At 49.3% G+C, this 26,350-nt stretch carries 24 protein-coding genes; 10 read left to right on the top strand and 14 right to left on the bottom strand.

The genetic code is table 11. From position 1 onward, the window contains the following. Window positions 1-131: 131 nt before the first annotated feature. The 4 genes from ACZND6_RS01565 to ACZND6_RS01550 form a co-directional block, all read right to left on the bottom strand. Window positions 132-704: a hypothetical protein gene (locus tag ACZND6_RS01565; RefSeq protein ID WP_300876549.1), complete on the bottom strand. Its 573-nt coding sequence runs from the start codon at window positions 702-704 to the stop codon at window positions 132-134. A 15-nt stretch (window positions 705-719) separates the two neighbouring features. Further along, the gene (locus tag ACZND6_RS01560; RefSeq protein ID WP_293737714.1) at window positions 720-1,664 is read right to left on the bottom strand and encodes an ABC transporter substrate-binding protein; all 945 of its coding nucleotides are present in this window, start codon (window positions 1,662-1,664) and stop codon (window positions 720-722) included. A gap of 203 nt (window positions 1,665-1,867) precedes the next feature. Next, on the bottom strand, window positions 1,868-2,425 hold the full coding sequence (locus ACZND6_RS01555; RefSeq protein WP_293737713.1) for a hypothetical protein: 558 nt from the start codon (window positions 2,423-2,425) through the stop codon (window positions 1,868-1,870). A gap of 9 nt (window positions 2,426-2,434) precedes the next feature. After that, complete coding sequence (locus ACZND6_RS01550) at window positions 2,435-3,286, bottom strand: outer membrane protein assembly factor BamD (RefSeq protein ID WP_293737712.1); 852 nt, start codon at window positions 3,284-3,286, stop codon at window positions 2,435-2,437. 16 nt (window positions 3,287-3,302) lie between these two features. Here ACZND6_RS01550 and ACZND6_RS01545 point away from each other — a divergent pair, with 16 nt between their 5' ends. From ACZND6_RS01545 to rimO, 5 genes are read left to right on the top strand one after another with little or no spacing between them, the layout of a single operon-like run. Continuing rightward, window positions 3,303-4,487 (top strand): RluA family pseudouridine synthase, encoded by a 1,185-nt coding sequence (locus ACZND6_RS01545; RefSeq protein WP_293737711.1) that lies wholly within the window; start codon window positions 3,303-3,305, stop codon window positions 4,485-4,487. An 11-nt stretch (window positions 4,488-4,498) separates the two neighbouring features. Then, window positions 4,499-5,272 carry a peptidoglycan editing factor PgeF gene (gene pgeF, locus ACZND6_RS01540; RefSeq protein ID WP_370748052.1) on the top strand — a complete coding sequence of 258 codons (774 nt, stop codon included), beginning with the start codon at window positions 4,499-4,501 and terminating at the stop codon, window positions 5,270-5,272. Further along, entirely contained in the window at window positions 5,247-5,831 is a 585-nt protein-coding gene (locus ACZND6_RS01535) for a hypothetical protein (protein WP_022099608.1), read from the top strand. Before pgeF ends, ACZND6_RS01535 begins: the two co-directional genes overlap by 26 nt. Next, window positions 5,824-6,162 (top strand): rhodanese-like domain-containing protein, encoded by a 339-nt coding sequence (locus ACZND6_RS01530; RefSeq protein WP_008864121.1) that lies wholly within the window; start codon window positions 5,824-5,826, stop codon window positions 6,160-6,162. The genes ACZND6_RS01535 and ACZND6_RS01530 overlap by 8 nt, the downstream gene beginning before the upstream one ends. A gap of 4 nt (window positions 6,163-6,166) precedes the next feature. Further along, window positions 6,167-7,507 (top strand): 30S ribosomal protein S12 methylthiotransferase RimO, encoded by a 1,341-nt coding sequence (gene rimO, locus ACZND6_RS01525; protein WP_489524315.1) that lies wholly within the window; start codon window positions 6,167-6,169, stop codon window positions 7,505-7,507. A gap of 124 nt (window positions 7,508-7,631) precedes the next feature. Here the strand turns inward: rimO and ACZND6_RS01520 are convergent, their stop codons facing one another. Genes ACZND6_RS01520 through ACZND6_RS01505 form a run of 4 tightly spaced genes read right to left on the bottom strand, consistent with a single transcriptional unit; the run spans window position 7,632 to window position 12,305 of the window. Next, window positions 7,632-8,690 (bottom strand): porin, encoded by a 1,059-nt coding sequence (locus ACZND6_RS01520; protein ID WP_008863851.1) that lies wholly within the window; start codon window positions 8,688-8,690, stop codon window positions 7,632-7,634. 18 nt (window positions 8,691-8,708) lie between these two features. Beyond that, window positions 8,709-10,358, bottom strand: coding sequence for an HAL/PAL/TAL family ammonia-lyase (locus ACZND6_RS01515; RefSeq protein ID WP_008811019.1), 1,650 nt, complete (start codon window positions 10,356-10,358; stop codon window positions 8,709-8,711). Window positions 10,359-10,400: 42 nt separating this feature from the next. Then, entirely contained in the window at window positions 10,401-10,757 is a 357-nt protein-coding gene (locus ACZND6_RS01510; protein WP_008811020.1) for a cytochrome c3 family protein, read from the bottom strand. A gap of 24 nt (window positions 10,758-10,781) precedes the next feature. Then, window positions 10,782-12,305, bottom strand: a complete 1,524-nt coding sequence (locus ACZND6_RS01505) for a flavocytochrome c (RefSeq protein WP_300875991.1) — start codon at window positions 12,303-12,305, stop codon at window positions 10,782-10,784. Window positions 12,306-12,468: 163 nt separating this feature from the next. Between ACZND6_RS01505 and ACZND6_RS01500 the strand changes: the two genes are divergently transcribed. Continuing rightward, window positions 12,469-14,031, top strand: a complete 1,563-nt coding sequence (locus ACZND6_RS01500; RefSeq protein ID WP_300875988.1) for a sigma-54-dependent Fis family transcriptional regulator — start codon at window positions 12,469-12,471, stop codon at window positions 14,029-14,031. A 30-nt stretch (window positions 14,032-14,061) separates the two neighbouring features. Here the strand turns inward: ACZND6_RS01500 and ACZND6_RS01495 are convergent, their stop codons facing one another. From ACZND6_RS01495 to ACZND6_RS01480, 4 genes are read right to left on the bottom strand one after another with little or no spacing between them, the layout of a single operon-like run. Beyond that, window positions 14,062-15,333 (bottom strand): ABC transporter permease, encoded by a 1,272-nt coding sequence (locus tag ACZND6_RS01495; RefSeq protein ID WP_489524314.1) that lies wholly within the window; start codon window positions 15,331-15,333, stop codon window positions 14,062-14,064. Next, window positions 15,323-16,531 (bottom strand): ABC transporter permease, encoded by a 1,209-nt coding sequence (locus ACZND6_RS01490; RefSeq protein ID WP_008811024.1) that lies wholly within the window; start codon window positions 16,529-16,531, stop codon window positions 15,323-15,325. The genes ACZND6_RS01495 and ACZND6_RS01490 overlap by 11 nt, the downstream gene beginning before the upstream one ends. A gap of 9 nt (window positions 16,532-16,540) precedes the next feature. Then, window positions 16,541-17,593 carry an HlyD family secretion protein gene (locus tag ACZND6_RS01485; RefSeq protein ID WP_008811025.1) on the bottom strand — a complete coding sequence of 351 codons (1,053 nt, stop codon included), beginning with the start codon at window positions 17,591-17,593 and terminating at the stop codon, window positions 16,541-16,543. 2 nt (window positions 17,594-17,595) lie between these two features. Next, window positions 17,596-18,978, bottom strand: coding sequence for a TolC family protein (locus tag ACZND6_RS01480; protein WP_008811026.1), 1,383 nt, complete (start codon window positions 18,976-18,978; stop codon window positions 17,596-17,598). Between the two features lie 230 nt (window positions 18,979-19,208). Here ACZND6_RS01480 and ACZND6_RS01475 point away from each other — a divergent pair, with 230 nt between their 5' ends. The 3 genes from ACZND6_RS01475 to ACZND6_RS01465 all read left to right on the top strand — a co-directional run bounded on the left by ACZND6_RS01475 (window position 19,209) and on the right by ACZND6_RS01465 (window position 22,257). Then, a complete protein-coding gene (locus ACZND6_RS01475) occupies window positions 19,209-19,421 on the top strand; it encodes a hypothetical protein (protein WP_021867446.1) in 213 nt (70 codons plus the stop codon). Continuing rightward, a complete protein-coding gene (locus ACZND6_RS01470) occupies window positions 19,414-20,373 on the top strand; it encodes a LysR family transcriptional regulator (RefSeq protein ID WP_141555128.1) in 960 nt (319 codons plus the stop codon). Before ACZND6_RS01475 ends, ACZND6_RS01470 begins: the two co-directional genes overlap by 8 nt. Window positions 20,374-20,523: 150 nt before the next feature. Beyond that, complete coding sequence (locus ACZND6_RS01465) at window positions 20,524-22,257, top strand: hypothetical protein (RefSeq protein WP_244862385.1); 1,734 nt, start codon at window positions 20,524-20,526, stop codon at window positions 22,255-22,257. Between the two features lie 19 nt (window positions 22,258-22,276). On the opposite strand, the gene ACZND6_RS01460 is transcribed toward ACZND6_RS01465, so the two are convergent. After that, window positions 22,277-23,407, bottom strand: a complete 1,131-nt coding sequence (locus tag ACZND6_RS01460) for a porin (protein ID WP_008811029.1) — start codon at window positions 23,405-23,407, stop codon at window positions 22,277-22,279. An 18-nt stretch (window positions 23,408-23,425) separates the two neighbouring features. Then, window positions 23,426-24,703 (bottom strand): C4-dicarboxylate transporter DcuC, encoded by a 1,278-nt coding sequence (gene dcuC / locus ACZND6_RS01455; protein WP_008811030.1) that lies wholly within the window; start codon window positions 24,701-24,703, stop codon window positions 23,426-23,428. A 260-nt stretch (window positions 24,704-24,963) separates the two neighbouring features. Between dcuC and pepT the strand changes: the two genes are divergently transcribed. After that, window positions 24,964-26,217, top strand: a complete 1,254-nt coding sequence (gene pepT / locus ACZND6_RS01450; protein WP_300875972.1) for a peptidase T — start codon at window positions 24,964-24,966, stop codon at window positions 26,215-26,217. Window positions 26,218-26,350 lie beyond the last annotated feature (133 nt).

The following is a 26,350-nucleotide window of genomic DNA, read 5'->3' as shown; positions in this document are numbered from 1 at the left end:
ATTTAGTTCCGTATTCTAAAATTTTTTGCTGCAGAGACCTTTAGCTAAGCGGACAAGTTTTTTTCTTCTTCTGAAAAAAACGCCGATCCCAAAACAAGACCGGCGTGTACTGAACGATAAGGTTGAAAAAATCAATCCACCTTCGGTGCCAACATGATTAATTCGTCGGGTGAACAAGGGCAGCGAATGGAAAAAATTGACGGTAAGTACAAAATTTTTCCGCAGAGGTCATTTTTGTAAACAAGGTACTGTGCGTGAGCCTCCGCAGATACGGAGCCCTCTTGATGCATTTGAACCTGTCGAAACCACTTTTCTCCGAAGAGTTCATCAGACAAAACGTAAAGCATAGCTTTATTTTTGTAGCCGATTCGGAAAAACATATGGCCGCCGGCAGCCGAACGCGGAGCCTCTTTCGGGGCTCCGACAGCGTCAACACGATATCGACCTTCTGTAAAAGCCCGGGTGAGCAGTTCAAATCCGTCTCGGACTCCGGGACCTGCATGGCCGCTGAGGATCATGAAGGCTTTTCTTTCAGGAATGTCCGAAGGAGACAAGTCATGAATCGCTTCTTTCATTATCCTGAAAACTAAAGCACTTGCGATCATGGAACGCGGTCCGGAATAACGGTAAAGATCGTCGCGACAGAAACTTACGGTGCCTTCAGGTTCGCGCAGAAAGATGCAATCGTCGATTTCTTGATACATCTTGAACTTCTGAAGTTATTTGAGCGCAGACGGAAGGACCAGTGATTTCACGACTACACGGTTTTCCATCATCTTGTTATTGATGAGAAAATTCTGATCCTCTTCCAAGCCCTTAATGTCCTTTTCCGTCAGAGTGTTGTAGTAATTGGACCAGGAAGCTAATTTTTTAGCTTCTCCAATGTCAATGCCATGTTCTTTAGCGCCTAAAGCCAAAGCTGCTTCTGGATGTTTTTCAATCCAAGCGAGGGCATCTCTTTGGACTTTGACTACGACATCCAATGCTTCAGGATACTTTTTGGCAAAGTCTTCGCGCACTGTCGTCACAAGATTCACGTTCACCAAATCTTTGGCGGTGGTGATTACTTTAGAACCGGATTTTTCTGCTTTGATGACGCCGCTGGCAGCCAGCAAAGCACCGTCGATGTGGCCGGCTAAAAGAGCCGAAAGTGCAGAAGGCTGATCCATGGAGATGAATTCAACATCGTTAATTGACATTCCATTCTTAGCTAATGCAGCGACCAAAAGCTGATGTAAGACGGTGCCCTTAGGACCGGCGATCTTTTTGCCTTTGAGATCCTTAACGGAGAAATTTGCACCGGGTTTACCGACGATCGCAAAAGTGTCTGCAGGATGCGCAACGCCGGTTGCGATCAGCACCTTATTACCGGCGCCGTTGGCCATCAGTAGAGAAGAGGTGTTCATAACTGCGGAAATATCAATCGCGCCTCCGGCCATAGCTTGGGTTTGCTTGGAGCCGGAAGTAATCGTCTTCCAGTTGACCTTCACTCCGTCTTTTTCGAATGCTTTTTCCAGCATTCCTTTTTCCTTCATAACGATGTTCTGAAGATTGAAAGGAGCTTTGACGTAGACAATGTTGATTTCTTTAGGAAGGTCGGCGGCTGCGGCAGCTGACATGGCTAAGGTACCGGCGATGAAAGCAGAGGCAAAGAGTTTGAACATAAGATGATCTCGAATGTAGAAAAGTAAAAAAAAAAGAATGAGAATAAGAATGATTATCATTATATAAAATCTTTCTAGAGATCACTTCCTGCGTTTGAAAAAATACGTTTCAGATCAAATAGAAAACCTCCTAAAAAGGAGGTCGGTCATAGAATTTCAAGAAGGTGCTTTCGAAAATTCGTAATTTTCTTAGAGCAGTTATTTCAGTTCGCTGAGTCGGGCGTGCAGTTCTTCCACTTCTGTGCCATGACTTGCGTTTTGTCTAAAGCCGGGATCGGCTGGAAACCGCAGATGAGGCGAGCAAGATAGTCCACGGATTCTTTGCCTTTGAAGTCCACTGCCTCTGTGCGGGAGATTTTCTCGGGAGAATCAATGATAAGATTTTTGTACTCAAGCGTCGCCATGCGTTCTTTGTTGGCGTTCTTGCACTGCGCGACAGGAATTCGGACACGATAGGGCGTCTGCTCCATGATTGTGCCGCCGATCTCCAGCATTTCCATCTGAAGGTAATCGCGTTTATTGTCACGGACGCGGACACGGCTGCCTTCTTTAATCCATTGATTACGGGCAAAAAGGCGCCAGTCGCCGGGATATTTAACCTGAGTAGCAAAAAAGGGTAGACCGAGTTTATCGATAGATTCCTCGGCCAGGTACTGCAGATCGCCGCAGGTCATCTCCTCAGGGTTCTGAGGAATAGTGCGGCAGCCGGCCAGAAGCAGCAGCGCTGCTCCTGTCACGGCAAAAAACTTCTTATTTCGCATTAAAACAGCTTATTTGGAAGCTGTGCCTGCTTGCGGAGCGGCGGCAGCTTGTGCGGCTTCAAGTTCTTGGGCACGCAGGTAGGTATCGTAAGAACCGCGGTTCTTATTGGCATCCAGAATTCGCTGAATATCAGCGGCCTTGTCATCCATGCCGAGCTTGTTGTAACTGTCACGCATGATGAGCAAAGCTTCTTCTGCCTGTGGAGAAGTCTGGAAGTTCAGAAGAACGTTTTCTGCGCGGTTAATCGCGGCGATGTAGGCGTCGCGAACGTAGTAATACTTGGCAGTATTAATTTCGTACTTAGCCTGAGCTTCGACGAGCTCATGCATACGTTCGCGAGCATCGCGGGCGTAGCGGCTGTTCGGGAAGCGAAGCACTAATTCTTTGAAAATATCGAAAGCATCGCGCGCAGCCTGAGCGTCGCGCTTAGAAAGGTCCTGGCGGGTCAGATAGCTCATCCAGCCTTCATCTTCGTCCAGAGTGGCAATGCCCTTAATGTAGAGGGCGTACGGAGACAACGGATGCTCAGGGTATTGTCTTAAGAAACGATCGCAGACTGCGATGGCCTGCTGCGGTTCTCCTTCTTTAAAGTAAGAGTAAGCAGTCTCAACTTGGGCCTGCTGAGAATAGCGACCGTAAGGATAACGGGCCTCTAACTTCTGATAGTAGTCACGGGCCGTTTCGTAGTTGCCTTCATTCAGATTGTCTCGGGCCTCGACATACAGTTTGTCAGCCGTCCAGCCTTCCGTCGGGTCTTCAACCCCTTTAAACATACTGCACGATGTAGTCGCTAAAATAACGGAACCCAGACAGGCGGCCGTTAATGTCCGCTTGATTATTGTTTTCAGGGCAAAAGACATAGAACTTAAGGTCAAAATGAATATTGAATTAGATGATTATAGTCAGACTGAGGCTTTTGAAGAAACCGAATTACAGGAATCTTCAAAAATTGAAACTTTTGAAGTTACCCTCGATCTTGACGGAGAGCGCCTCGATAAAGTCTTGGCTTCTTCTTTAAAAGACATTTCCCGCTCTCGTCTGAAGACCCTGATTGAAGACGGATTGGTCAAAGTCAACGGCAAAACTGTTGATAAACCCAAAGAAAAAATGAGTTTCGGCGACGAAGTTTCTGTTGAAATTAAGCCTCGCCTTGAAGATATGGATTTCATTGCTACGGCGATGGACGTCGACGTGGTTTACGAAGATGACGACATCTTGGTCATCAATAAACCGGCAGGATTGGTTGTACATCCGGCTGCCGGCCATTGGGACGACACGCTCTTAAACGGTCTGCTGGCTTACAACCCGATTTTCAGAACACTGCCTCGCGCCGGTATTGTTCACCGTTTGGACCGCGACACCACCGGTTTGATGGTTGTGGCCAAAAACGAAAAAGCCATGCTCGATTTGGTCCAGCAGCTTCAGGCCCGCACAGTAAAACGCGAATACTGGGCACTGACACGCGGTAAGGCACCTGCGGATAAAGTCATTGAAGCGGCTATTGAACGTGATCCTCGAAATCCGCTGCGCTTTACGATCGGAAAAGGCGGCCGAGCTAAACCCGCGACAACACATATTCGCTGCATTGATCAGAAAGAAGTCAAAGGTAAGCCTTTCTCTTGGGTTGCCTGCCGATTAAAAACCGGCCGTACTCATCAAATTAGAGTGCACATGGAATCCATCGGCCTGCCGCTGATCGGAGATCCCCTCTACCGCAATAAGCTTCCCAAACCCAAAGAAGATGGTTCCGTGCTGAATTCTTTCGATCGACAGGCGCTGCATGCCAGTCGTTTGGGGCTGATCCATCCGGTCACCAAAGAAACGATGGAATGGTTTGCCGAACCGCCCCAGGATTTTAGGGATTTGATGGATGAATTGGGCTTCGGTCCGTGGGATCGTCCTTCCGAAGTCTTCGGAGATCCGGTTGTCATGATCGACAACGATGAGTTGTCAGAGAATCAGAAAGCCGTCGGAAGGATCAGCTCTTGGGATGACTTCGATTTCGGAGACGACGATGATGACGCCGATTCCAACTGGAAAATCGAACGCACGAAAGAATAAGGATGCAGTCCATGCAAAGTAAACCGGAATTGGAAGTGATCGTTCCCGAATGGAACGCTCCGGAAAACATCAAAGCTTTCTTTACGCTGCGTTCAGGCGGCATGTCTGCCGGCGCCTATGGCGACAAAGACGGCTTTTGCGGCCTTAATCTCGGAAATCATGTCGGAGACAATAAGTACTCGGTTCGCGGAAATCGCAGGATTGTGACCGACATGTTAGGCGCCGAGCCCAAGTGGCTCAGCCAAGTTCATTCTTCTCAAGTTGTCAGAGCAGAGGACAACAACGCTGAAGAACAAGCCGACGCCGAATTTACGACTGCCGCCGGTATTCCCTGCGTTGTCATGACCGCCGACTGTGTGCCGGTGTTGCTTTGCGACAAAAAAGGAATCGTTATTGCAGCCGCTCACGCCGGATGGAAGGGCTTAGCTGACGGGGTCCTGCAAAACACCGTCGCAGCCATGAGAAAAGAAATTGGCGAAGAAGACGAAATCATCGCTTGGATCGGACCGCATATCCGCAAAGATCATTTCGAAGTGCGGGACGACGTCGCAGACTACTACCGAGCATCTGCTGTTAAAGCCGCAGCCGACGATGCATTGGAATCGATCGGAGAGGGCGTCTGGCACTTGGATTTAGCCCGCTTTGCCAAGGAAGCTTTAAAGCAGGCCGGTGTGACTGAAGTCACCGATTGCGAACGTGACACATACTCCGATCCCGAGCATTTTTACAGCTATAGAAGAGATAAGGTAACAGGACGCCATGGCGCATTCATCTGCAAGCGATAGTTCGAGAAGAAGATCCGGCGAGATCAGCTGGTATTACATTCAGCCCGGCTTCAAATTAATTGACGCTAAGAAATGTGCTTGGGCTTTCGCTTTCTTCGTTTTTATTTTGTTCGTGATCAGCCGCTTTTCCCGCAGTCTTATCTTTGACTCCCCGTGGGCGCTCTTGATCGTGCCCGGCGTGGCGGCGTTTGTGATTTGGCTCATGCTTGTCATGCAGCCGCATCGCCAGGTTTATTACCGGCTGGATCAGGACGGAGTTTTCTGTGAGTATCGTTCTTCGGCTTCAGCCCTCACAAGTTTCTTGGATTTGATTCTTAGCCTGCTGGGTTCAATCATCAGACTCAAGAACACCTTCTACATCAACAAACACTCTTCCCGCTCCCGTATGTTTGAGTGGGGAGAAGTTGTTGCCGTGCACGAAGCGCCTTATTGGAAAAAGATTACGCTGCAGGCCGGTTTGCACGGCGAGTTAAATCTTTGGACCAATGCGGAAAACTACGGCAATGTACTCACGCTGGTACGCGAATACGTTGCAAAAGAAAGGAAAAACTATGATTAAGAAGATTTTAGGGATAGCTGTTCTTTTTGGACTGATGATGACTGCTGCTCAAGCTAAAACTTTCTTGGTTGATGTTCGAACCCCGTCGGAAATTGCGACGACGGGCAAGGTTGAAGGCGCCTTGGTTGCTAACTACTCCGCGCCGGACTTTGTGGATCAATTTAAGGCCTTAGGTGCCAAGCCTGACGATGATATTGAGCTTTACTGCCGTTCCGGGCGCCGTGCGGAAATGGCAAGTCAGATTCTCAGCAAGCTCGGATATAAAAATATCCGTAATCTCGGCGGCTATGAAGCAGCTGCCGAAACTCTTAAACGACCACTTGTGAAGTAAGTAAATGACCAAACGTCCTCCCCGCGTGGGTTTTGTTTCTCTGGGCTGTCCTAAAGCGCTTGTCGACAGTGAACGCATCGTTACCGAACTCAGAGCCGAAGGGTACCTCATTAGCTCGACCTACAAAGACTCTGATCTTGTGATCGTGAACACTTGCGGCTTCATCGATGCCGCAGTTCAAGAGTCTCTGGAAGCGATTTCCGAAGCGTTGAGCGAAAACGGCAAGGTCATTGTGACCGGCTGCTTGGGCGGTAAAAATACCGAGGAAGGCAACTTCGTCGCCCTGCGTTTCCCGAAATTGCTCGGCGTGACAGGTCCTGAGCAGACCGAAGAGGTCCTCCGTCTGGTGCATGACAACCTTCCGAGAGCGCATGAGCCTTTCGGTGACTTGGTGCCTGCAGGCGGCGTTCTTCTGACCCCGAAACACTATGCCTATCTCAAGATTGCCGAGGGCTGCAACCATCACTGCACGTTCTGCATTATTCCTTCGCTGAGAGGTCCGCTGGTATCCCGTCCGATCGGTTCCGTCGTTCGTGAGGCATCTAATCTCGTCAAGAGCGGTGTGAAAGAACTGCTCGTCATTGCGCAGGACACGGCGGCATATGGTCAGGATGTGAAGTACAAACTGGACTTCATCGGCGGACGGGCCGTGAAGACCAACATTAAGGTCTTATTCGAAGAGCTCGGCAAACTCGGCGTTTGGGTACGTCCGCATTACATGTACCCGTATGCCTCCGTTGATGAAATCGTTCCGCTGATGGCTGAAGGCAAGATCCTGCCGTATCTCGACGTTCCTTTCCAGCACGCTCATCCGAGAATTCTGAAGGCCATGAAACGCCCGGGAAGCGAATACAACATGGAACGCATCAATGCTTGGCGTGCGATTTGTCCGGACATCACGATTCGTTCAACGTTCATCACCGGCTTCCCGGGAGAAACTGAAGAAGAATTCCAGTACCTCTTGGACTTCCTGAAAGAAGCTCGTCTCAACCGCGTTGGCTGCTTTGCTTATTCTCCCGTAGAAGGCGCGGCTGCGAATGATCTGCCCGGAGCTCTTCCGGAAAGCGTTCGCGTAGAAAGAAGAGAGCGCTTCATGGAAGTTCAAAGCGAAATCTCCAAAGAACTTCTGCGCGAGAAAGTAGGCAAGACGATCAAAGTCTTAGTGGATGAAGCGCCCGATGAAGACGGTATTGCGACGGCCAGATCTACTGCCGACGCTCCGGATATTGACGGCTTAGTCTTTATTGAAAACAATCCGAATGTGAAGCCTGGAGACTTTGTGGACGTCAAAGTCACGGATTCTTCCGACTATGACCTCTTCGCCGAAGTTGTAAAAGAACCTTAGTCTTCCGGGGCAAGACATTTGGCGCAGCGTTACAGAAAATAAAAAGCGGCTCCTGTTTGAGATCTCAAGCAGGAGCCGTGTTGTTATCAACTCAATGAAAAAGTTTCAGTGCTGCAGACGCAGGTTAGAAGCTGTGGCTTAAACCGGCGCTGATTGTCCAGCTGTTGAGCTCTCCGATAGAAGAAGCAGCTTTCTTGCCTTGGCCGTAACCGGCGAAGGAGTAGAACAGCGTTCTCTTGCTGATCGGATATTCATAGGCGGTGGCAATCGAATACATACTGTAGTCGCGTGAGCCCTCTTTGATCTTTCCGAAGCCGTAGTTTCCTTGGAGCTTAGCCGTACCACCGGCAACAGGAACTCCGATGGAGGCGGAGAAGCCGTGCTGGTTGGCGCCTTTAGGTCCTAACTCGTTGGCAAATGCGTAAGTCGGCAAGCGGCTGGCGCGATAAGCAAACTGATAGGCGCCGTAAAGGCTGAAGGAACCGAAGTCATAAGATCCGCCCATCGTGAAGATCTGAGAGCTCTTCAGATTGTGTTCCTTGTGGTCATACATTTCCCACATGGCGCTGAAAAGAGCTCGGCCCTTGGCATACTCATAGCCGACGCCGTAGTAGTGATCGTCTTTAGACCATTTCTGTTCGTCGCCGTTCTCACCCATGCCGTTGGAATACATGAAGTGAACGGTTGAGCCGTTCATATCCGGTGTGTTGTACAGCAGGACGTTGTCCATACGGTCGGACAGAATGAACGTGCCGTAGATATTGCCCGTGCTGTAGTAAGACGTCCAGAGTGAAGAACCGTGCAGGATGTTGTAGGTTCCGCAGTCGGAAGACAAACCGCCCGTACGGCCGGCAGCAAAGGTACCGAAAGGAGCGGACAGAGATAATGTGCTCTGGCGGGCAAAGGCCTTGGAAGAATTCATGGCGTCGCCTGAGAAAGTCTTAAAACCTTGCTCCAGGATGAAGCCGAGGTTGTATCCGCTGCCTAAATCTTCGTTGCCTTTGATACCGAAGCGGGAACCGGCCCAAATGCCGTTGTCAAAACCCACTCGTGCGGCCTGGCCTTTGACTTTGGAAACCGAGACGGCTCCGTCAACCACTCCGTAAAGCGTCACGTCGGAAGCGGCGTAGGCGCCGGAGGAGACGGCACAAAGAAGTGCTGCAAAGAAAGCTGATTTCTTCATTTCTATCTCCTCTTCTGATTACTTAGAAGCAACACCGTTCATGATCATCTGCTTGCCGTCTTCGATGTTGTCCGTGTAGATACGGTCACGGCTGACATACGGGACTTTGGCACGATAGTCTTGATAGAGCTTGCGGGTAGCTTCGGACATCTTGAAGTCGCCTTTGAGTTTCTTTCTCAGGTCGATACCCTGTGTGGAGTGAAGCATTTCAAGGCTGTAGACGTAGCCTGTATTGTCGGCGATGCGTTTGAGTCTTTCAGCAACTAGCGGGAGGTTGGTGTAGGTGTCTTCAATGTCGCCTGCTACCGGAGTACCAAGAGCGGAAACCGGGTTGCTCTGAGCGAGGCTGTCGGCATGCATGGCAACGAAGGGCTTCTGGATGGCACCGAAGGCGTGACCTTTGTTTTCAGGATCGGACAGGAAGCGTGTCAGACCGGTGAAATGGTCGTCGGACAGATGGATCGTGCGCTGGACGCTGTTATGAGACAAATGAGTCATCGCGATGCCGAGGCGCTGAGCAGCCATGGCAACGGGCAGCGGTTCAAAGTTGGATGTCGGGATGATGGCGCCTTTCAGGCCGTTGCCTTCGACGAAGTACATAGCAACCTGACTGTGGTCTGCGTAATCCTTACCGGCGTTCAGGATGGTTGCGGGATTGTCGTCGGAAGAGTTGATCTGAACCTTGATTTCTTTATCTAAGTCCTTGAGAGCTTCGCGGGCTTCACGCATGGTGTAGACTGTTGTGCGGAAGGACAGAGGATCCTGAAGAGCTCGGTCCTTGTTCTTTTCCCAGAGGTAAGAACCTTTCAGGTTGTCGCGAATCTTAGCGGCTTCTTCTTCCAAGCCGGAGAAGGGGTGAACTTTGGTGACCTGAGGAAGAACCGGAGCAATGTTGCCGTTCAGAGCTTCCAAGCTCAAGGCAAAGACGCGGGGTGTGGCATCGATGATGGTGCGGGCATGACGAGCGGCATCCATCGTCTCAGCGACAGCTGCGGCATTGGTGGACAAAATGGCAAGAGCGTCTTTTCCTTCCGGAACCAGCGGCTTAAGACCGGCCTTCTGAAGCGCTTCCTTACCGCTCATTTCTTTGCCGTCAACCTTAGCGCGCCATTCACCCATCATCACTGCGCCGACGTGAGAAGACATCGTGATGTCGGCTTCACCGACGGAACCGCGGGACGGGATTTCCGGTGTAATGCCTTTGTTCAGGAATTCTTTATAGAGCTCGGCAACGTAGGGCTGAGCACCGGTCTGGCCGGCAAGAAGGGTATTCAAACGAATGACCATCTGCAGACGAGTCAGTTCTTTGGACATCATGGGGCCGATGGCAGCGGAGTGGCTTCTCAGAGCATTGTGGTTAAAGGCTTTCGAAGCTTCAATGACTTCTTCGGAGAGTTCGCCGTTTGCTTTGAAGAGCGGTTTGTCTTTGTTCAGGCCGACACCGACGGTCAGGCCGTAAACCGGTGTGCCGCCTTTGGCTGCCAGAAGAACAAGTTCATGGGCTTTTTTGAGGCGGTCCATGGCTTCAGGAGCGATGGCGACGGTGTCTTTGCCTTCGGCGATGGCCCAGGCTTCGTCCTGAGTGAGGTTGGAGCCGTTGAGCGTAACAACTCCGGCGTTGGCGATTCCGGCAGACATAAGGAGTAAAGCGATGATAGAAAGTCTCATTTTATTTTCCTCTTTGGGTCGTATTGGGGAGTATTCGAGTAATTACTTAATCTGATATTTGAATTCGTGGCAGTTGTTGCAGTAGACCTGAGAAGTCTTGTGCTCGGAGTGGCAGGCCGTACAGGCAATGCCTTCGCCGTAATGGTGGCTGGCATGCGGATTGGGCTCACCGTTCTTCAGGTTCTTGGTTTTTTCTGCGACAGCTGCATAGCTTTGATGGCAGGTCAAGCAGGCTTTGTTGTCGGGCGTGACGAACTGATTGCCGGCAACTGCGTTTTCTTTGGTATGGCAGGCGGCGCAGTCTTTAATGTTCTGGTGATAGGGCTTTACCTGCTGAGCGGATGCCGGAAGGGCGATAAATAATGCGGCAGCGAGGACGAGGAGATTGAGCGATTTCATGTTGTTATCCTTTCCGTGGTGAGGCTATTCGAGGTTGACGGGAGTGTTGGCGACGACTGCGTCTCCGGCGACTCGGCCGGTGACAAGACCGTCAGCGATGGCGCATCCGCCGAGACGGCTGGCACCGTGTGTTCCGCCGGTTACTTCACCTGCTGCGTAAAGCCCGGGAATCGGTTTTTGTGTTCTGACGTTTAAGACTTCAGCGTTCTTTGTGATTCCGACACCGCCCATGCAGTAGTGGACTTTCGGCCAGACGCGGGCTGCATAGAACGGAGCCTTCTTAATCTCGATAGCCAGTGCGAGCGGACGATCGAATTGCTTATCTTTGCCTTCGCGGACATAGGCGTTGAATTCTTCAACCTGTTTGATCAAAGCTTCTTTAGGAATGCCGTAGGCATCGGCAAGTTCACCTAAAGTGTCAAATTTCTTGATAACACCGTACTTCAGGCCGTTCTTAAGAGTCTGAGCCTGTTTGACGCCGACGCTGTCGGTAAAGCAAATCGGATAAACGGGTTTTCCGTTTTCGTCGAGCTGCTTGAGGATTGCGTCTGAACGAGCTTTGCGGTCGGCCAGTTCGTTCACGAAACGTTTGCCGGTACGCTTGTCAACCATGATGCCTTTCGGGAAACCGGCAATCGTGTTGAACTGAGAAACTAAGCCGAAGCCGCGTTCGTCAGGAGAAGACCACGGTCCGAGCTGAATCTGATCCAGCTGAATCGGAAGAGCGCCGATGGCCAGCATATTCTGGAGAACTTCACCGGTGGCGCCGGGATGGTTGGTGGATTCAAGGTTCGGCCCGAGTGTCGGATCCTGCTGCATACGGAAAGCAACGTTCTGAGAGAAACCGCCGGTGGCAGCGACCACACCTTTTCTGGCACCGTAAACCTGAGGAACGCCGGAGTTTTCTTTGCGATAGTCATGACGTTCAAGAACCTTGACGCCAATGACGCGGCCTTCGTCGTTGAGAACAAGGTCAGTAACGGCGCAGCCTAAGTGCATGTCCACCCCGAGGTTTTTGGCTGCTTCAACGAGCGGACGAGTGATGCCGCCGCCGGTACTTTCAACGGTCTGCATGATACGGGGGACGCTGTGGCCGCCGAAGTGCTGAACGAAAGGTTTGTACTTAACACCGTACTTGACGGTGAAATCAAAAGCAGGACGAGTACCGTAAACAATGTTCTTCAGAAGATCGACGTGGCTCAAACCGCGGCCGGACTTAATCATGTCCTGGAGCATGAGTTCAGGAGAGTCCTTGATGCCTTCTTTTTCCTGAAGCGGAGAGCCGGCAACAGCGAAAGCCCCGCCGTTGATGGCAGAGTTTCCGCCGTAAGCAGGCATTTTTTCAAGCAGCATGACAGAAGCCCCTTTTTCTTTGGCTTCTAAGGCTGCGGCCAGGCCGGCAAATCCGCTGCCGATGACGATGACGTCAGCGACTTTATCGAATTTTTGTTGAGTTTGAGGAGCCGCGAATGCGAGACTTCCGAAAGCCGGAGCTGTGCAGCCTGCCGCTAATTTCAGGAAAGAACGGCGAGAAGGTGTGGTCTTCATATTTTCTCCAATGGATGTAAGTGAGTGAATTGCTTTTGATTAATCTCATTGCAAAGACCGTGCCAACTTTTTCGAAAATCTTAACTACTTGAAAATTAAGATAATTTCAAATTGCGTATTAATACGTAAAGATTATTAACGATATTTCGTGAGTTAAAATAGTATGAAATATCGTGAGTCACTAAATATCGTGAATAAAGACCTCCAACTCCCAGCGATCCTTGCGATCAATTCTTCGATTAACGCAGAAGAGTCACTATCTCGTGTTTTTGAGGTGCTTCAGGACTTTCTTGATGCGGACGGCGCTTTCGTAAATATCTTCGATGTTCAGAAGCACTCGATTGTGTTTGTGGCGCACTGCAGACGAAATGGCCTTTCTTCTCCGCTGGGTTCGGTTGAACCGCCCAGATCTCTTCGTCCGCTCAAAATCATTGACAAAGTTTTGAACTGCTCGGACATATCGGAAGATCGGTTCACTCAAAAAGTTCTATCTGAGTGCCTTCCCGATGTGAAGTCCTATCTGATGCTCTCGATGGACAAAGAAGATCGACACTTGGGTGTCGTCTGCTTTTACAGCCGTCGCTATGATCAGTTCAACGAAGCACAGCGCAATCTTTTGAAGTCACTTCATGACTCTTTCTCGTTAATGACATCCAACGCACTGAATTCCGTGCTTCTGGCAAACAACCGGGATTTAATTCACGAAAACGACGGCCTGAAGGATTGTGTAAGAGAAAGCCGAATGGCTTTGGTTAATCGCTTCACGGCGCGTACGCCCTCACTAAAAGAAATTACGGCGAAAGTGGAGAAGGTTAGTTCAACCGAGGTACCGATGCTGGTTTTAGGAGAAACGGGCTGCGGTAAAGAAGTGGTTGTGAACCTGATCCAGCAGCTCTCTAAGCGGGAATCCGGGCCGTTTGTGAAATTGAACTGCGGAGCGATTCCGGAGACCCTGATTGATGATGAATTCTTCGGGCATGAGAAGGGCGCATTTACGGACGCCAAAATCCAGAAGAAAGGCGTCTTTGAACGTGCTTGCGGAGGAACACTTTTCTTAGATGAGATCGGAGAGCTCTCACTTGCCGCTCAAGTGCGCCTCCTTCGCGTTCTGCAGCAGAAAGTCGTGACAAGAATCGGCGGCGTGCAATCAATTCCCGTGGATTTCCGATTAGTAGCCGCGACACATAGAGATCTCAAGGAGATGGTCCAAGAAGGCCGTTTTAGAAATGACTTGCTTTATCGCCTGAATTTGTTTCCTCTGCGAATTCCTCCTCTGCGGGAAAGAGCGGAAGACTTATTCCCGCTCACCGAATTCTTCCTGAACCGTCTGAGAAGTAAATACGGCATCTCTCAGCCTCTGGTTCTGTCGAAAAAATCTGTCGAACAGATGCTGAACTACAAGTGGCCCGGCAACGTCCGTGAACTTGAAAACACGCTGGAACGTTCAGTCCTGACCTCTTCGGACTATCAAAACATTCGTGTCATCTTCGAAGGAGAAGCCGGAGGATTAGGACCTGCGATGTCCGTCGTCTCCGATGAGCTGATTAAACTGGAAACCTTTGAGGCGATGCAGAAGCATTATTTCGAAGCAGTCCTGAAGGCAGCTAAAGGGAAGATTTCCGGCACCGACGGAGCTGCTGCTCTTTCAGGAATGCATCCCAACACGCTTCGAAGCAAGTTGGACAAGCTCGGCGTGACTTTTAAAGCGGTCAAGCCGGAACTCTAGGATCCGGCTTGATGACGATGAATTCGCTGACTAAACCGCTTTGCCTGTCGGTTCTTTTTCCTGCTTCGGCGTGAGTTCCGGCGCAAGTTTTTCGTCCACGATGCCGTTCCGCAGATCTTCCATCTCGGCCAAAGACTGAGGATCGTTCTGAGTTTTGTAAATCAGAATATAGGCGCCGGTCAGGAATGTTGCTCCCAACAAAAGAAGGTGCGTTAAATATGGGAAAGCAACGCCGGAAAGCGAGGCTCCGGCTTGAGAGACTCGAAGCATGGCAAATGCCCCCGCGGTCGTGGGGGAAAGCCATCCGAAAGCCTGCAGAGGCCAAGGAATATTTTGCCACGGATACAGGTTGCCTGAAATAAATACAAACGGGATCGAGGAAGGTACGACGATTTGAACAACAAATCGGTAGCGCTTCAAAAAGGCCGCGATGAGCAAGCCTAGGGAAGTAATGGCAAAGGCGTAGATCATTGAAACGACAATCGTGCCCGGCACGTTTTTGAATGAGTTCACCCCATGGAAGGAGAATGACTGCCCCTCGATAAACAGGATCCAGAACAGACTCAGAAAGAAAAACGGAGCGTACATGGCCAGAAAATACATCGGGTGGCGGGCGCCTAGGGCAAGAGGAAATGGATACTTTTTCTTCCAGAACCAGTCATTCATAAGCATTCCAATACCGCAGACGAAGACCGTTTGGAAAATGATCATGAACACGATGGGAACGGTGAAATTGAGGTAGCCGTTGACCGTATTGAACATACTTTGAACGATCATAGACGGAGGGTTGTTTGCAGCTCGGGCAATTTCCGATAAGGGCACCCCGTGTTCCACGAGATGCGCACTGATAGATGCCGCTACGATTTTTTGCAGCGGTCCGCCCACACCGCTCATTGAACCGCGGCTCTTGACGATAAAGGCACCGTTGGTGACTAGGACTAACGCGGTCGGCACGTTGGTCAGCGTGTTGATCTCAAAATTCGGAGGAATAATTAAGATTGCGCTGATCCCTCCTTTGCGCATCAGGTTTTCGGCTTCGGGCAGGCTGGTTGTTTGCTGAGTGACCTGAAGGCTGGGAGAAGCCCTCATCGCCTGAGTCAAACGACGAGACAGTGCAGAATTATCTTGATCTACAGCTACGACGTTCAGATGATCAGGCAGCTGTTCCATGTAGGGCCAGCAGTAGTAGAAAGAATAGAAAAAGATCGCGAAGCAAAAAAAAGGAGCACAGGCGAGATTTGTGGTGCACTGCTTTAAGGTAAATAGGAAGCATTTCAGCAGGGATGGAAATTTAGAGTTCATGCTTTGCCTCCAAAATTTTTTCCTGTTTTGCAAACTTTCCGTACTTCCACTTAAAAATCGGTATGCCGATAACAAGAGGGATAAAAGCGAGAATCGCAAACGCTGTAAAAGTTGTTCCCATCTCCCAAATTTTTGCTCCCAGTGTCCACTGTTGAGTTTGACCCTCAATAAACCATGTTAGCGGCAGGCATTTACAGAACATCCGAGCCATTTCACTCATGGAATCCAGCGGCATGGAAAATCCCGTAAAGGGAAGCGCAGGAGCGGCATAGCCGGAAGTGACGACAAGGGCAAAACGCCAGTTTGGCGCGATACCCACAATTAACACTCCTGTGCATGCCATCACGGCCAAACACGCGGCGCCGCAGATAAACCAAATAAATAGGGATCCAGCCGGAGCAAAGCCTCCGAAACCGGCAAATAAGGCAATGTAGGAAGCAATGAGGAGAGAGTAGAAAAAGAAATGCGGGAGCAGTTTGCCGAACAATGCAGCGGTCACGCTTCCCTTTGCGGTATCAAACCAATCATTGATTCGGTATTGATAGTTCTCACGAACAATGGATGAAACGAAAGATAAGATGGCAGCAAGCATGATGACGCCCGGCACCAAGTTACTTCCCAGGAAAGCGAGGAAACTGAACTGCATGTTGCCTAGTGCATAGAAGTCGGAGTGCAGTCCTGTGACCAGCCTCTCGGCTCCTTTGACTCCGCTTGCGGTCAGCATTGAAGTTTTGATCATGCGCTCCTGCGAAATCGCTGTAGCCACGCTTGTTAAGTCCGCTTGAAGAGTTCCGGCAACCGCATAGCGATTCTCATCGAGATAAAGCACCATCGGGGCGCCTGCACCTTTCGTGACGTCTCGTGAGTAGCCGAAAGGAATCTCAATAAAACCGTAAATTGTTCCGTTTCTTAATGCCTTATCGGCTTCAGAATGGGAGGCAAAAGGAACGAGTCCGACGGAACGAGTAGCATCGATTTTTGAAATCACATCACGGCTTAGCTGTGAGTGGTCATTGTCGACAATGCCGGTTGGGACTTGAGTCACAATTCCGTTTCCGAGCAGCAGCCAGACAACTAAGACCCAAAAGATCGGAAGGAATCCGCAGACGATGATTTCCTGCGGTGTGCGTAAAAGCCGCTGAATTTCGCGCACTGCGACGGCGGCTGCCGCATTTAACCAGCCTAACGGAGAAAGCATTATCCGATCCTAATTCTTAAAACCTTCAACTAATACGCTCATACCCGGGCGCAGATGGTCAATTTTCTCGACAGGCCGGGCCCGGACCTCAAAAGTTTTCATGTCATAGCCGGAATCCATGCGTGTGCTTCTCCAGGTTGCGTAATTGGCACGCGGACTGATGTAGTAAACCTTGTAGTCGATCTTCTTATCTCCGAGGGCAGGAACATATGCATGCAAAACTTTACCGATTTCGATACCCGGCATATTTTCTTCGCGGATATTGAAGGAGGCCCACTGGTCATTTAAGTCGACCAAGGTAACGACAGGGAACCCGGCAGCCGCAATTTCGCCTTCAACCAAAATAACCTTATCTACTTGGGCGTCAAGCGGTGCGTTTAAAGTCTTATCCACAGTGAGGGATTCAACCTGTTTAACGCCGGCTTTGGCTTCTTCGGCTAAATCAAAAGCGGCGGATTTTTCCTGCTTGCGGGCACCGATTTCGGCAATGTCGTACATCTGTTTAGCAGCATCTGCTTGCTGCTTAGCGGCAATCCACTGAGTCTGGACTTCGTCATACTTTTGCTTGGAGACCAGACCGTCTTTGTAGAGTGCAGAGATTCGGTTATATGTCTTAAGGGCTAAAGCAGCTGCTGCCTGAGCGCGCTCCCACTGGGCACGGGCGGCTTGCTTTTCCTGAGGGCGTGCGCCTTCATCAACAAGGCTTTGTTTTGCCTGGGCAGCTCTTTCTTGAGCCTGGACCTGTTGAAGTTTTGCTTCAAGTTCCGGCAGACTCATCAGCGCAACCGGCTGATTGGCTTTAACAAAATCGCCCTCGGAAACTAAGACCTTATGGATGCGTCCCGGAACTTTTGAAGCGACGCTTATTGTGCGGGATTCCATTTGTCCCTGAAGAGGAGGAGCAGGCGGGAAGGCGGCTTTATAAATGCCCCATACAATAAAGGCTGTCAAGCCAAGCACAAAGACCAGCATGAGAATAACGCTGATTTTCGGAGCTTTGACTTCCTGTTTTTGAGAAGTCGGGGTTGTCTGCGGTTGAAGAGGTTTATTGTTTTCTTCCATGATTAATTTTCCACAATCACTTCGTGCTTGTTGACGGCATTCATAAATTCGCTCATCTGACCGGCGATGGCATGCAGCATGGCGTAATTCGATACAAACTCAAACGCTGCGACCCGGCGTCCGACTTCTGCTGCAAAAAGCTGATTACGAGCCTCGTTAACATCAAGCGCGGTCGCCAAGCCTTCGTCGAAGCTCTTGGATTTGAGTTTTAGGTTCTCGGAAGCTAGCTTCACAGTAGAGGCGCTTAATTTATATTGATTAATGGCGTTTTGTGTTCTTAACCAAGCGACTTCCACGCCGGTTCTGACTTGGTTGATCGCTTCGGCTTTCCCGGCTTCGGCCTGCCTGACTGTTGCTTCAGCACTGCGGATGCTGGCTCTTCTGTCTTTAGCATCCCAAAGTGTAATGTTGACGCCGACACCGCCGATCCAGTTCGGCTCGACAAGCGTTTGGTAATGCTTAACAAAGTTGTAGGTTCCGAATGCAAAAACCTGCGGCATCCAAGCGCCTTTAGAAGCCTTGACGCCTTGCTGGGCTTGATCGGCCTTGGCCTGAATGACTGCGATCTGAGGGTTGGAGGCCAATGCAGTATCCACCCAATACTTCAAAGGTTCGAGCGGACGGTTCAGAACAAAAAGCGGCGTCGTCAACTTTCCGAACTCTTCATCTCGGAGCAGTCGAGCCAGCTGGAGACGGGCAACCTTAGCGTTGTCTTTGGCTTTCAGGTATTCGCGGTTTCTATTGTCTCGCTGGACTTGGACGGACATTCTTTCGATCTTGCTGATCATTCCCTGCTTTTCAAATTTCTTCGCTTTGGCAAGTTCCTGATCCTGGTGGTTCAGCATGTCCTTTTGGAGCCTTTCAACCGAGAGCGCTAATTGTGTTCCGAAGTAATAACCCGCAAGCTGAGCGTCTAAATCTTCGCTGTCGGCACGCTTTTGAGCCACCGCTTCATCAACGGCGTATTTGCTCGCATCCTGCATGGCAGAAATTTTTCCGCCGGTATAAATCGGCCAAGTTGCGGTTGCTGCGACACGAGGCCCGTTCAAGGACATTTTTTCGTGCACTCCGACTGAGAAAGATCCGGGGAGCTGGATTGGAAGCGGGGCGCCAGCCAAAGGATTCGGGATCGATTTATCGATATCGATTTTCTTCTGTCCAGCAATTTGCATCGCCTGCAGGGTTACGGTTGGGCCGCCCAGAGTTTCCAAAGATTTCTGAGTTTCTCGTTTGCTTTGGACTTGTTCTTCGCTGGCTTTGAGCTTGTCGCTTCTCTCATAAAGCCAATCGCGTGCGACAGGAAAGCTCAAGGGCAATGCGGCGGAGCATTGCTGAGCGGCGCAGAGCGCGAGTGCGGCAAAAGCTAATTGAATAGGTTTGTTCATCGAATTATCGAATTATGGAATTCAAAAGCGCATGAATAACAGGATTGTAACTGCCCGGCTGAATGTTTGTTCAGAATTGTAAGCAATAAGGGAGCAAGAACGTCTCGGCATAACCTCCCTAATATCAGGGATAGTTGTCTTTGATAACTTTTGACTATGAAATTACTTAAATGGATGGAAGCAAAGGCAAATTCACTATGGAAATTTAGATCTTTGAGGCTAAAAGCTTTATGCAGGTTTCGTATGAAGTCGGAAGTTCCCGCTCTGAGCAGGAGATCAGTACGAGAAAGCGAATTACCTTTGTTACCTGCAACGCTTTCTTTCAAATTACAAAAAACGCCTCTTTCGTGCTTAATTTGCACCGAGTTCTTACAATCTTTAATAAGCAGCCGGAAGACGATCAGAACTACGCCTACATTCAACTCAAGGAGCAAAATGATTAACAGCCAATGGAAAGCACTTCACCTGGGGCGATGGGAGCTTTTGTTCAAAATTATGGACGAAGGCTCCATTACGCGTGTTGCCGATATCGAAAATCTTCAGCGCTCTCAATTATCTCGAATGGTTTCAGGACTGGAAGAAGAGTTAGGCGTGCAACTACTGGAACGGCGAGGGAAACGTCTGAATCCCACCCAAGTTGCACTTGAACTTCGCTCGAAAATTGAACCTCATATTGTGATGGTGCGTCGGGCGCTGGAGAAGACCTCGGAACTCGAAGAAGGCGACAAGGGAAGCATTCGTTTCGGTGCAATGCCCGGATTCCTCCAGACTCAGGTTGTTCCATTGATTGCCGAATTTCAGCAGCTGCATCCTCAAGTTACTTTCGATGTCATCGGGGACGACAATCCAAAGGCGTTCATGGGCGGAGAATGCGATTTGATGCTGTATTACGGCCCCGTCAATGATGCCAACCTTGTGGAAAACTGGGTCACTCGATCATTGTTCGTTCCATGCGCCTCGCCCAAATATTTAGAAAAGGCCGGTTATCCCGAAAATCCGGACGAACTGTCCGATCATGCAGGTGTGGTCTATACGGGCCGAGTCAGGCCGCATTCGGAAGTTTTGGTTAAGAACGGTCGGCAGCAGACTTTTCGCTGGAAGTCGATGATTCGGTTCAACAATATTTTGTTGGCAAAAACCGCGGCAGTTGAAGGCTGCGGCATCGTTCTTGATATGCCGCTTCATCATTGTTTCGAAGAGGTGATGAACGGACAGCTTATCCCGATCCTCAACGGCTGGCAGATTCCGAATCTCGATAATTACATCGGTTCAACGTTAGCAGCCTCTAAATTGAGACGAGTTCAGATGTTCATCGATTTTTATGTCCGAAGAAGAAGAGAAATCGAAGGCGAACAAAAGAGGCGTCTGCAGGAAAAATATAACTTCATTATTTAGAAGATTCGGGTTCCTCAAACGATAAGAAGTCGGAACGTTAATGCTAGGTTGTCTGCACAGATGAAAAAGAAATTAGAAACAGTTCAAATCTGGTCGAAAAAAGGCCTCTCGGATCTCTCCGGCGAAACATACTTCGCTAGGAGACGGGCTTTGCTGAACGGCATTTCTATGATTAACCGTCTTCAGTTTTTTAAACCCGAAGACGAAGTTGCAGCGCTGCAATTAATTGAAATATTGGAGCAAATCTCTCGTCTCAAAGAAACGCTGTTAGCGGCTTGTCGGGCTGCAGAAACCTTATCGTCTGCCGACAGCAAAATTGCTGCAGAGAAAGTCTTCATTCTTGAAACGATAGACAGCGCTGAAAAAGCTCTTCAGAAAGTAAAGGAAAACCTACAAGAAGCTGCTGAACAAAAGACAATTCTTTCGGATAAGCTCGACCGCTGGCTGCAGCAGCAAAAGCGCTTTAAAGAGGTTAAGCCTTGGCTGAAGTTTCCCGTTGAGGCCTTAGAAGAAGAACGGTTGATTCTCGGACCGTTGTTTTCGTTGTATACGCATCTCAAAAGCAGTATTCGAACGAACGTGACACTGCCGGACGGAACCGTAAAAAAATCTACGCCGTCTGTTGCTAACTTTGCAGTCAAAAACACTTCGGATCCAGAACTGAGAACTTTGTTCTTCAACGCTTTGTCTGCTTGTTTTGCGACAAATTCTTCCATGTTCTGCGATATCCTTAATGCCGTAGCCGGTGCGCACTTACTCAGAGCCTCCAGGCTCGGCATGAGTACGCTTGACTACGCATTGGTTATCGAAGGCCTGGATAGAAAGAGCTTCGAAGCAATGCGCAGCGCATTTTCTAAGAAGCTGTCTGAGATTCGCGAATGCCTTCGGTTTGCAGCTCCCTATATCAATCAAGGTACAAATCGTCCGGAGTCTCCCACGATTCCGGTGGCACTATTAGGGTCAGCACTTCCGCATCTTGAAGGGCCTGAATCTCTGAAGACACTTGACGGAACACTAAAGGAAATCACAGAGGCCGTCGAACCTTACTTTCCTGAGTTTCGAGATTTCATTGAGCTCTGCAGACAAGGTCACTGGCTGGAGACGCATAATTATTCGGCCGGCTCAGGAGGCGCTTGGTGCGTTGAAGTTCCTTACGACAAAGCGGTGGCGATATACGTTGATTACCAGCCGAATATCAACCGATCCTTTGAAACAGCCCATATCTTGGGCGACGCGTTTTTTAGATACTCGATCAGTGATCTTCCGATGCAGGAGAGAAGACTTTCCGAAACCCGATATGAACTTATCGGTCGTCTTTTTGAAGAGCTGTTCCTGAGGAGACTGGTGCAGGGAGCTTCTTCGCCTCAGGAAAAGGCTGCCGTGCTTTGGCATGGTTTGCGGCGAGTCATGATTAATTTGATCGAGATCCCGTTTAGATTCAGACTTGCAGAAGAGGTCTTTGAAGCGCGGAAAAACGGCTATCTTTCCGTCGAATACATCAATAAACTGACCAGAAAATGCTGGAGTGACTGCTACGGTGACACGGTTGAAGGCGTAGACCAGTACATGTGGGCCAGGAAGCCGCATTTCTACAACGTATATAACGCAGACTCACCGCACCACGATTTTCAATACACCGTCGGTTTCCTCTCTGCCAATATGATGCTGAAGAAACTGGAAGAAGTGGAAAAAACGGAAATTCCTCGTATCGGTAAATCGGTGCTTTTGGATAATGCCACCTTGCCGTACGAGGAGATTTTCACGAAGAATTTCGAAGCGGACATCGAATCTGAAGAATTTTGGACGAACGCCATTGAAGAAGCCCTCCATCCTCTTCGCAGCATTCGTCCATACGTCGGTGAGTTAAACCGACCTCAGCGCTAAGTACGCCGATTTCTTCTTGCTAGAAATAATGTGAAAGTCCGAGTGTTCCGTAGAATCCTCTCGGTTTAACCGATTGATCCCCGGATTTGTATTTTGCTGCCGATGCTCCGATAGCACTGTACAAACGTGTCGTTTTAGAGAAGGGATACTGATAACCAAGAGCAATGAAGCCGCCGTCAGCTTTCAGCTTCTTTGAGAGTTCATCGGTTTTGGCATGGATATAGCCGACAGCACCTAAGACTTTTCCACCCATCACCGGCGTGGAGAAGCCGAGAATGATGTTCTCACCTTCCAATCCGTCGAGTTTTTTCATTTGAGCAGAAGTGATGCTTCCGATGCCGTTATCCTTTAAAGCACTATAGGAAGCGGTTCCAAGCGCATCGGCATTTTTGAAATACTGCAGGGAAAGGTAAGCGGTTGCCGCAGAAAACTTCCAATTTCCGCCGGCCGTAATACGCCACATGTCCTTGGGGCTTCTTTTTTCTGTGGTCAATGCTTCGTTTACTCGTTCAAATAAGACAACCGTCTCGGCTGGTCCTCCTTTCCACGTCACACCCAATCCAAAATAATGATTGGAGGTCGAGCGGTTTTCTTTACCTTCTTCACCCATCGAGTATTCTGTTGTCAGCTGAAGTCCTCTGTATTCCGGAGAACGGTAAGTAAAGGCGTTGTCAAAACGGGAGGCAGGCATCTTGCCGTAGACGATGTTTTGGTTGCCGAGCTCCCAAATACCTGTTCCGAACGGGTTGACGTTACCCAGCATATTGAAGCTTCCGCCGTCGGTGCCGAGGATTGAAGAGCGCCCGGCCGCCAATGTACCGAATGGAGAGACAATCTGAAGAGTTGCTTCACGGCTGAAGGCGAGTCCTTCGGTTGCTTCGGCACCGGTGTCAGCGTCAAAGCCATTCTCTAATACGAACTTAATTTTGTAGCCGCTGCCTAAATCTTCTTCTCCTTTGATACCGATACGATTGGACGTACCGGCGCCGGTAACCATCTGAGCATTGTTCTCTTTTGAACCGAAACCGTCATTGATTCTTGAAATACCGACGCCGAGGTCGATGCGTCCGTAAACAGTGACAGAATCCTGAGCGGCTGCAGCAGAGCCGAAAGCAAGGACGGAAAGAAGGGCTAATGTGAGTTTTTTCATGTCGGATTTGATGTTGAGTTAAACAAGAAGGAGAGTGAAAGCAATAGCCGTTAAGCTCACCGGTGCTGAACGTTTAATGACTTCGAGCGGAGAAGTCCCGGCAATGCCTGCGATAAGGATGACGCCGGCTGCAAGCGGAGAAGAAACACGGCCTAACGTTGCGGACAAGCAGGTTAAGAAGCCTAAGTCCTGGATCTTCATACCGAATTCGGCTGCATGAGGAACGACGGATTCACAGAAGGCAAATGCTGCAGCGTTACCGGAGCCGGTCATTACGCCGAGAATGTACGGACCGAAGGATCCGCCGAGCTTGGCAATTTCGGAAGAATCTTTAAGGAAGTCGATGAAGCCGGAAACCACGCCGCAGCTTCTTAAGCCGGCAGCAAAGACGCCTGCGGCAATAATTAAACCGATGATGCTGCCGTAGCCGGATCCCATGCCGTCAAAGAATTTTTTAACAAGCTCGGCAGGATTGCTGCGTGTGACGAAGATGACATAGATGAAACCGATCAGCATGGCGGTTGCAACACTCATCTTTACTTTGGGAAACCAAAGCGAGATGACAAAGAGCAGCACGACCGGAAGGAGAGGAGCAAAAGCCTTGAGAAGGTTGGGATGCTGGGGAAGTTCCGGAAGAGGCCGGATGAGTCCTTTTTCGTTAATGGACTGCTGGAAGCCGCCTTTTTTGTAATCGCCGAAGATAAAACAAATCGTGGTTAAAGCAACAATGCACAGGCCGAAAAGAATCAGGATGTTGAAGGAAATGTGGTTGATCTGTTCCATCACCGGAATACCGGCTAACTGAGCGACCAGAATGTTATCTGTTGATCCCGGAGACCAATAATTCGGAAGTGTGGCGGAAATAATGGCAGCAGCGGCGATCGCCGGTCTGAAGCCTGCTCGGAGCATAAGAGCGATGAGTGTCGGGCCGATGGCTGCGCATAAGCCGGCAAGGGAACCGATCGCCAAGGAAGCCACGCCCGTCACGAGCATGCAGCACGGAAGAAGCAGAATACCGAGTTTGTTAAGCGGCTTGGTAAGAAGGCTGACCAAATGAAGGTCGCATTTAGTTAAAGTAACGCATGCCGCAAAACCCATGGAAGAGCAGATTGAGATAATTAACGCTCGATTTGTCATGGACTTATCGAACTGTTCGAAGGCAGCCATCGGGTCCAACGAACAACAACACATAACTAAACCGGCGAGCAGCAGGACCAAGCGTGTTTCATAACGCTTAATAAGTCCGTAAATAGTTGCAATGACGGCGGCCAAAGCAACCCAAGCGGAAAAGGACATTTTTACCTCGTTGAGTGGAGTGAACGAGGTCATGTTAAGGATGTAACGGAAATTTACAAATAAGCAAATTCAAGTAAATCAATTGGGATATTCACTAATTTCAATCAAAAATCCCTGTTGATTTTTATGTTTTTATCTATATGAAAAATAAGTAAAAAACTTTAAAAATATTACTTTAGTAGTAGGTGGTTCTACTTATAACATTATCTTGTTTTTACGAAAATAATTCGTTTTGTTCAAGTTCAAATTCTCATCGAAAAATGTCAACAAAAAAATTCCCAAATTTAGTTTCTCAATTTCTTCAATACGTGAAGTTCGAAACCCAATCCTGCCGAGAAAGTCAGGATGAGCCCTCTTCTCCGAATCAGCTTAAGATGGCTGAGTTTTTAGTGGAAGAGCTCAAGTCTTATGGTCTGGAAGACGCGCATATCGGCAAAGGAGGTGTTGTTTATGCTTCGCTTGACGCCGCAAAAGGCTTCGAGGATTGCCCTGCCATTGGTTTGATTGCTCATATGGACACCTCACCGGATGCCCCAGCAGTCAATATCAAACCTCAAATTATTCAAGTCGAGACCGGTGATGTGCTTTTGAATCCGGAAAAACAAATCTATTTCCGAGAAAACGATTTTCCTGAGATCAAGAAGTATGTTGGTCAGGAAGTGATTTTCACCGACGGAACAACTCTTTTAGGCGCAGATGATAAAGCCGGCGTTGCCGCTATTACGGCTTGCATGGCCTATCTCAAAGATCATCCGGAAATTACACACGCCAAGATATGTGTTGCATTCACGCCCGATGAAGAGATTGCTAAAGGAACCGTGAATTTTGATATTCCGCATTTCGGCGCTGAATACGCTTATACCTTTGACGGCGGCGAAATCGGTACGTTAGAGACTGAGAACTTTAATGCGGCAACCGCCATGGTGACAATTAAAGGTGTGGTAGTCCACCCGGGCCTTTCTAAAGGCAAAATGGTTAATTCCATCAAGCTAGCCTCTCGGCTGATAGGCGCTTTCCCTGAAGAACAGGCTCCGGAAACTACCGAAGGTTATGAAGGCTTCATTCATCCCAATAAGATCGAAGGAACTGTTGCGGAAACCTCCGTCCGAATCTTGATCCGCGACCATGACAAAGAAAAGTTCGAGGCAAAGAAGACTTTGCTGAAAGACTTGACTCGAAAACTTGCAGAAGAAGAATCGCGAGCAGATATCTCCTTAACAATTAAGGATAGTTATGAAAACATGCGTCCGTACCTTGAGAAGACACCCAAGGTTATGGAAATCGTTAGAGAAGCCTATCGCCAGGCGGGCATTCCTATTTCGGAAGAGCCGATCCGGGGCGGTACTGACGGAGCTCGTCTCTCTGTTCGCGGCTTGCCTTGTCCGAACGTTTTCACAGGCGGGTTGAATTATCACAGCGTCTATGAATGCATTCCCATTCCGTCGCTTGAAGCAGCTGCAGAAGTTGCATTGAGTTTGGTCAAACTGTCGGCAGAGGTCAAGACATTGAAATAGATACGTTTGAGGTAGTAGTCCTTCCTTTTCAGAGATCTTAGGAAGAAGTTTTGGCTCCTTTTTCTAATCGAAAGAGGAGCTCTTTTTTTGGAATTCAAATGCAAAAAGCCGAGCATAGAACCTTCCGTCTCTC

It is taken from the genome of Parasutterella sp. (genome assembly GCF_057870745.1).
Note: the sequence above shows the minus strand (reverse complement) of the source record. Positions and strands in the feature narration are given on the sequence as shown.

Coding starts and splice junctions, on each gene's coding strand:
- ACZND6_RS01475 (WP_021867446.1), top strand. CDS start 19,209: ATGCAGGTTTCGTATGAAGTCGGAAGTTCCCGCTCTGAGCAGGAGATC.
- ACZND6_RS01485 (WP_008811025.1), bottom strand. CDS start 17,593: ATGGAAGAAAACAATAAACCTCTTCAACCGCAGACAACCCCGACTTCT.
- ACZND6_RS01515 (WP_008811019.1), bottom strand. CDS start 10,358: ATGAGACTTTCTATCATCGCTTTACTCCTTATGTCTGCCGGAATCGCC.
- ACZND6_RS01495 (WP_489524314.1), bottom strand. CDS start 15,333: ATGAACTCTAAATTTCCATCCCTGCTGAAATGCTTCCTATTTACCTTA.
- ACZND6_RS01510 (WP_008811020.1), bottom strand. CDS start 10,757: ATGAAATCGCTCAATCTCCTCGTCCTCGCTGCCGCATTATTTATCGCC.
- ACZND6_RS01470 (WP_141555128.1), top strand. CDS start 19,414: ATGATTAACAGCCAATGGAAAGCACTTCACCTGGGGCGATGGGAGCTT.
- ACZND6_RS01505 (WP_300875991.1), bottom strand. CDS start 12,305: ATGAAGACCACACCTTCTCGCCGTTCTTTCCTGAAATTAGCGGCAGGC.
- ACZND6_RS01560 (WP_293737714.1), bottom strand. CDS start 1,664: ATGTTCAAACTCTTTGCCTCTGCTTTCATCGCCGGTACCTTAGCCATG.
- ACZND6_RS01460 (WP_008811029.1), bottom strand. CDS start 23,407: ATGAAAAAACTCACATTAGCCCTTCTTTCCGTCCTTGCTTTCGGCTCT.
- ACZND6_RS01565 (WP_300876549.1), bottom strand. CDS start 704: ATGTATCAAGAAATCGACGATTGCATCTTTCTGCGCGAACCTGAAGGC.
- rimO (WP_489524315.1), top strand. CDS start 6,167: ATGACCAAACGTCCTCCCCGCGTGGGTTTTGTTTCTCTGGGCTGTCCT.
- ACZND6_RS01490 (WP_008811024.1), bottom strand. CDS start 16,531: ATGCTTTCTCCGTTAGGCTGGTTAAATGCGGCAGCCGCCGTCGCAGTG.
- dcuC (WP_008811030.1), bottom strand. CDS start 24,703: ATGTCCTTTTCCGCTTGGGTTGCTTTGGCCGCCGTCATTGCAACTATT.
- ACZND6_RS01520 (WP_008863851.1), bottom strand. CDS start 8,690: ATGAAGAAATCAGCTTTCTTTGCAGCACTTCTTTGTGCCGTCTCCTCC.
- ACZND6_RS01550 (WP_293737712.1), bottom strand. CDS start 3,286: ATGTCTTTTGCCCTGAAAACAATAATCAAGCGGACATTAACGGCCGCC.
- ACZND6_RS01555 (WP_293737713.1), bottom strand. CDS start 2,425: ATGCGAAATAAGAAGTTTTTTGCCGTGACAGGAGCAGCGCTGCTGCTT.
- pgeF (WP_370748052.1), top strand. CDS start 4,499: ATGCAAAGTAAACCGGAATTGGAAGTGATCGTTCCCGAATGGAACGCT.
- ACZND6_RS01500 (WP_300875988.1), top strand. CDS start 12,469: ATGAAATATCGTGAGTCACTAAATATCGTGAATAAAGACCTCCAACTC.
- ACZND6_RS01545 (WP_293737711.1), top strand. CDS start 3,303: ATGAATATTGAATTAGATGATTATAGTCAGACTGAGGCTTTTGAAGAA.
- pepT (WP_300875972.1), top strand. CDS start 24,964: ATGTCAACAAAAAAATTCCCAAATTTAGTTTCTCAATTTCTTCAATAC.
- ACZND6_RS01480 (WP_008811026.1), bottom strand. CDS start 18,978: ATGAACAAACCTATTCAATTAGCTTTTGCCGCACTCGCGCTCTGCGCC.
- ACZND6_RS01535 (WP_022099608.1), top strand. CDS start 5,247: ATGGCGCATTCATCTGCAAGCGATAGTTCGAGAAGAAGATCCGGCGAG.
- ACZND6_RS01530 (WP_008864121.1), top strand. CDS start 5,824: ATGATTAAGAAGATTTTAGGGATAGCTGTTCTTTTTGGACTGATGATG.